Genomic DNA, 5,195 nt, shown 5'->3' with positions numbered 1-5,195 from the left:
CAGCGTATTGCTAATCTTTTGTATCTAGTTTCTTGGTCCTTTGTTCTTTCTCTTTAATTCATGCAATCTTGTAAGAATATATTTAAGATCTTCAATAACTATCTTTATCTTTACATCTTTGTCTTTACATATTCTAAATTAAAATTTTTCTCAAAGCATCATTAACTTCTTTTGTCTTTGGTATCACCTTTTTTATCAACAACTCCTACACCATTAGACCCACCTTGATTGCAATTGGAGGATCAGTTGAATCAAGAATAAAATACTTTAAATCTTTTTATCCTTCATATATTATAATGTGCTATTACATCATCAACTACAAAATATCTGCTTTATTATTTCTAATAAATTCTAAATTAGGTCCACACATTCGAAGAAGTTTCTTTTGATAATATCTCTATTGTTTAATAATTTTTTAAATAACCTTTACCTAAAAATCTGTATCAGTAGCACTAGCAGTAAAAGCTATAAAAGTAAAATGATTTTTTCTTGCCTTCCTTTTTGGCATTTTCATAAATTGTCTAAGTGAGGAAAAAATCTTTATCTTTGACTCTTGCGTTAGGTGCAAAAAAGATTAGATTCAAAATCTTTATTGTCCCTTCTTACTACAAATCCATTCATAGTAACATTATATGCAATACTAAAATCCACTTTGGCTTTTCTATCCCTCAGTAATAGCAAGACATGAAGCAGTTATATCGGCTTTACCTGTTTCAATATCGCCAATAATCCTGCAAAAGTATTAATTGTTAATCTAATTCTTTACCTTGTTGTTTGGCAATTTCTTTCAATAACAAAACTTCAAATCCAGTTAAACGTTCATCTTCTAAAGTAAGATGGCTTATCTGAAACCGAAGCATCCCATCAGATTGTACACAAACAGTGACCATTCCTACAAAAATACCTCCTTTAAGAGCATTAGGATTGGAATGTTTCTTAGCAAAAACTTTAATATGCAACCACAATAACAAAAATAAAAACAGCTACCAAAAATAATTAAATACTCAAAATACCTTTATTTTAATTAAATATTGCTTTACTGACAAAAAAGATTTTTACCTTATTAAAAAATTAATACAAATATCACTAATATCGCTAATCATAAGTCAAGTTAATTATCTCCTTTCTTATACGGTTTTATATGTTTTTTTATATGCTTTTTATGTTTGAAAATATCTTTATATTTTTAAATATACAATCATTTAAATAACTATTAATAATTTTCTTTTTCATATTGCATTTTGGTTTTCTTTTTTTCTTGTGTTTTTGAGTTGGTATTTATTTATAGATAAAAAAATAGCATAACAACGACAACAAATAAATGGTTTTGTTAAATAGTTTCTAAAATAAACTAAAATAGGCAAAAATGAAAAATTGGAAAAATAAACAAAAAAGTAAGTTAGGAAAAAATATAAAAAATAATTAAAAATCTAATAAATTAAAAAATAAAACAGTTGTAATAAGTAAAAAGATTGTGAAATGAAATAATAAATGAATAAATATTTAGCTTTCCCAAAATAAAGGCAAAAAATGCAAATAATGAAAATCAACATTAAATAAAAAAATTAAATAAAAGAAATTGATATTATAAATAAATGTTATAAAAAATAGGCCAATTGATAAATGGCTTTGGGCTTTATTAAAAAAGTATCATAATTATAAATAATTGCTTGCTAAACAAATGAATTTATATAATTATCTAATAATTAATTTATAAGATAAAAATATAATCAATCAATTAATCATTGATAAAAAAGGTGTTAATTGTTTTTGCAATTGTAATATCTTCAAAGCTTTTTAATATCATATAAGCATTTTGAAGTTGTTGTCATAATTGTAGTCATGTATCAAAAAAATTAATGTTTTAAAATTGTTTTTAAAATAAATGATTATTGTTATTTTCCCTTAAATCATCAAAAGTATTTTATTACTAAATATTATAATAATTTTTTGTCTTTTTGCAAATATTAATTAAATTATACAGTTTAAAGAGATATAAAAAATAAAAATAAAAGTAAACAAAATAAAAACATCGGAGTAAGACGGTCTGTAGGGTATTAAATTATAAAAAAAAATGCCATAAAATTTATTTTTTTGTAAATGTAAGTGACAATTATTATACTAAAGGAAGTTAGTTTGTGTAAATTTGTAGTTTTGTTAAGTCTTGAAATAATTTTTTTATATTAATTTTTATTTTACATATTATTTTTTTCTTATTGATTGTGTTTCTTCCAGACATATCAAATTAATTATTATTGTATAAAAATATTTGCTATGCTTCCTTAACAAAAGCATCTTTTCTAAATTTTGTGTGTAAGTTTTACCATAATTTTTCCATTATAAAAAATTGAGATTTTGTTATCTTTTATGTTTGGATCTTCTTTATATTTTTCAATAATTTCTTCGCTGCATTATAACTAGCTTGAATAATTGCATTAATTTCTTTGCTTCGATATCATTCATCTAAACTAAATCCATAACAGAACCTAATGACATTGACTCTTTTACCATTTTAGTAACAATAGTAGTATTTCTTTTTCAATCCATGCAACAACCAACACTAACACTGGTTTCAAATACTTCTTCTTCCCGTCACCATGAAAACAGTAATCGTAATTTTAATAATCTTGTTTGATTAAAGTTGATCAGCTTAATTCACTTTGTTTTGTGAAAAAAGATAGTATATCTGCCAGCACTTTCACTATTGGTTTTATGATTTTTGATGCCTCAAACCCCCAAACGCAAACTTTACTATGGCATGTCTAATTCGCGGTTAATAACTCTTTTTATCTGCTTTTTAGAATGCTTTTGTTTTAATTCAGGACCCATTAAAATTAAATCATATAGCATCATGAATAATAATAAAAATTGTAATTTTGTTTGAAATTAATGTCTTTTGGAAACTATCTTTTTGCTTCTTTCAATAAAAAATTAATATCTGCAGGAGTATAATTTGAATCGTGCGAGATTTTTGCCTTGTTTTATTAAGTATCTGAAGGATAATTTTGTTTTCAATATTTTTAGCATTTCATAAAAGCTATAGTAAAGTTTGGGTTGTTTTTAATCTAAGGTACTGAAATATTATTATTTCCCTAAAACGCCACTTCTCTAATTAAGGCATCATCTAAAAATGTACACAGGTAGTTTAACTCCAACCAGCAGCTTGCGGAGTTTTTTTCATCTGAATCTACTCTCCATCAAGTTGATTTAACAAAAACATTAAAATGCCTGAATATTCTTAAACCTTTTTTTTCTTTGCTTCTTTTCAGCTCAATAGCATCAATTTCATCAATAAAGATAAAATAATAACAACCACGTTGTTTTGGCAGTTTCTTGACTGCTTTAAACAATCACCTATACAGGCTGCTCGCTCTATATATTTTTCGACAAAATCGAAAAAATTATTGTGGCAAAAAAGAGGCTTACGCTGCTAGAACCCACTAAACATTTAGCTAAATAAGTTTACCTACTGTTTCTGGAGGACCATTTGACCAAAAACTCCTCTTGGTAATCTTTACGAGGCAAAGGAGTTCATTTCATTTTGCATCATCATTTACTGCTGAAATATATTCTCCTTGTCATCTTTGACTTCATCATATCCAGAAAAAGCTATCAATATTAAGAGATTGCCTTTGGGTCTGTAATTACTTTTTCTTGTGCTCACATAGTATCTTCTTAGGTGTCTTTTCCCATAGTCTTAGAAAAATTTTCAGATCCTTTAATTAAAAAAAACATAAAGAAAATCAACATAATATTTACAATAATAGTACTTACATTAGTAGCAATTGCAAAATAATTTTAGGTTTTTGGGCGGAATTGAATAATTTGAATTTTGCAGTTGATTATCTGGTTCAGGATATTCAAATCTTTGCGGTTCCCATTTCATAATAATATACCTTCCTTTTATATTTTTATATATTAATTAGTTGTTTAATTGGGTTTATTTTTTAGTGCATTTTTTTAGTAAATTAATTTGAAATGATAAAAAATTCCAACATAAAATTTTAATGAAAATAAACAAATTGACAAATACCAAAAAATAAACATAATAAGAATCTCTTATAAGCATTTATCACTTAATTTTTTGACATTATTTGAATCATTTATTTGAAAAAAAACATTTTATATAATTTTCTTAACATATTTATTTTAACAAAATTTATAGATATTATAACAATATCAGCAAAAAAAGCACTCTTTATGATTGCAATTTATTAATTTTATGATAAGCTAAAATTAGCAATAAATAAATTTGAAATATTAAGAGATTTGGGTCCTTTTTGATTGTTTATTGTTGTAATTTTAATTACTCCTTTTTTATTTTGTTATAAATTGATTATTTTGCTTTATAATTATTTTATTGACTAACTTATTACATTTAGTTTATCGAAACTATTTTTTATATTTGATAATTGCTAATTAAACAACAATTACAACAACATAAATTATGAGTGAAATTACAAATTACAGTGCAAATTTTTGATTATAATTATAATCAGTAACTTTTCTTCATAAAAAAAAGATAGGTAATAAAACCATAAAACATGATAAATTATTTTAAAAAGTTTAACAAAGTATTTAGCGGCAATCAATTTAATTTTAAGAGGCATAAATTTAGAAATTAAACAAAAATGAATTGTCACTTTATTAGGTCTAACTTCAGTTTGTGGAAAAACTACTATTTTACGTATTTTAGGCGGGTTTGAAAACTAGTAGCGAGAGAGGTTTTATTTTCAAGAAAAGCATTTTAAATGTGGCACAACTCTAAAGGCCAATTAATACTGTTTTTAAAAAATACGCTTTATTCCCTCATTTTAAATGTTTTGAAAATAGCAGCTTTTTGTACGTTTTAAAAATTTTATCGGGTAAACTGGTAGCTCTTAATAAAACTCATTATCAAACTAACAAAACTAATTTATAAAAACTTCATCCCAAAATTAACCAAATTTAACGCAAGAAAAACTGCCCAAATTACATAACTTTAACAATCAATTGACTTTAACAAAGATTTTTGACAAAACAAAATGCTCTTGAAATTATAAAAAAATAAAACAAGAAAAACATTTGTTTTTTAAAAATCTTTGGTTAAAGGTTCAAACTATTGTTAAGATTATACATTTGAGCGATTTTCTTTGCGTTAAATCTTTAATTAGTGTGATGAGATTTTGTCATCGCTGTGTTGACAATATTTGTCA

Annotated in this window: 2 protein-coding genes; both read right to left on the bottom strand. The window is 24.5% G+C overall.

Annotated elements, in window-relative coordinates:
* Positions 1-749: 749 nt before the first annotated feature.
* A complete protein-coding gene (locus ACEW7V_RS00790; RefSeq protein WP_374695576.1) occupies positions 750-971 on the bottom strand; it encodes a hypothetical protein in 222 nt (73 codons plus the stop codon).
* Between the two features lie 258 nt (positions 972-1,229).
* Positions 1,230-1,364, bottom strand: coding sequence for a hypothetical protein (locus tag ACEW7V_RS00785; RefSeq protein ID WP_374695575.1), 135 nt, complete (start codon positions 1,362-1,364; stop codon positions 1,230-1,232).
* Positions 1,365-5,195: the final 3,831 nt, after the last annotated feature.

The sequence above is a fragment of the Areca yellow leaf disease phytoplasma genome (assembly GCF_041920595.1).
This window is presented reverse-complemented; position numbering and strand designations above follow the sequence as displayed.